A 373-nucleotide genomic window follows, 5' to 3' on the forward strand; every position below is an offset into this window, starting at 1 on the left:
AAGTCCAAACAGGCACACTCAACTTACAAGGTGGTGGTACAAGTAGCGGTATTTTTGAGGTTGATAGCAGTGCGTCATTAGTATTTGGTGGTGGCACATATAGCTTAACAGGTGGTTCTGTCATCACAGACAATCTCATCAGTGCAGCGACTATCTTACTCACGGGTGCTAACATCAGGGGTGCTAGCGTCAGCGATGCTTTCAACAATGTCACCATTAGTGGTGGCAGTCTGACTCTGAATCAGACTGTCAGTGCCATTAACAATCTTGCAGTCAGTAATAATGGCAGTCTGACTTTCGATGAAACGGTAAATTCTATTAGTAATCTCACCCTCAGTGGCGGTACTCTAGCATTCAATGGCACAACTGCCAG

At 45.3% G+C, this 373-nt stretch carries 1 protein-coding gene; it reads left to right on the forward strand.

Annotated features, from left to right (window positions below; genetic code table 11):
* Positions 1 to 373, forward strand: a 373-nt coding sequence (locus AACS98_RS16530) for a hypothetical protein (protein WP_198161144.1), incomplete at both ends; no start/stop codon positions are given.

It is taken from the genome of Anabaena sp. CA = ATCC 33047, assembly GCF_963870205.1.
Classification (GTDB): Bacteria; Cyanobacteriota; Cyanobacteriia; order Cyanobacteriales; family Nostocaceae; genus Trichormus.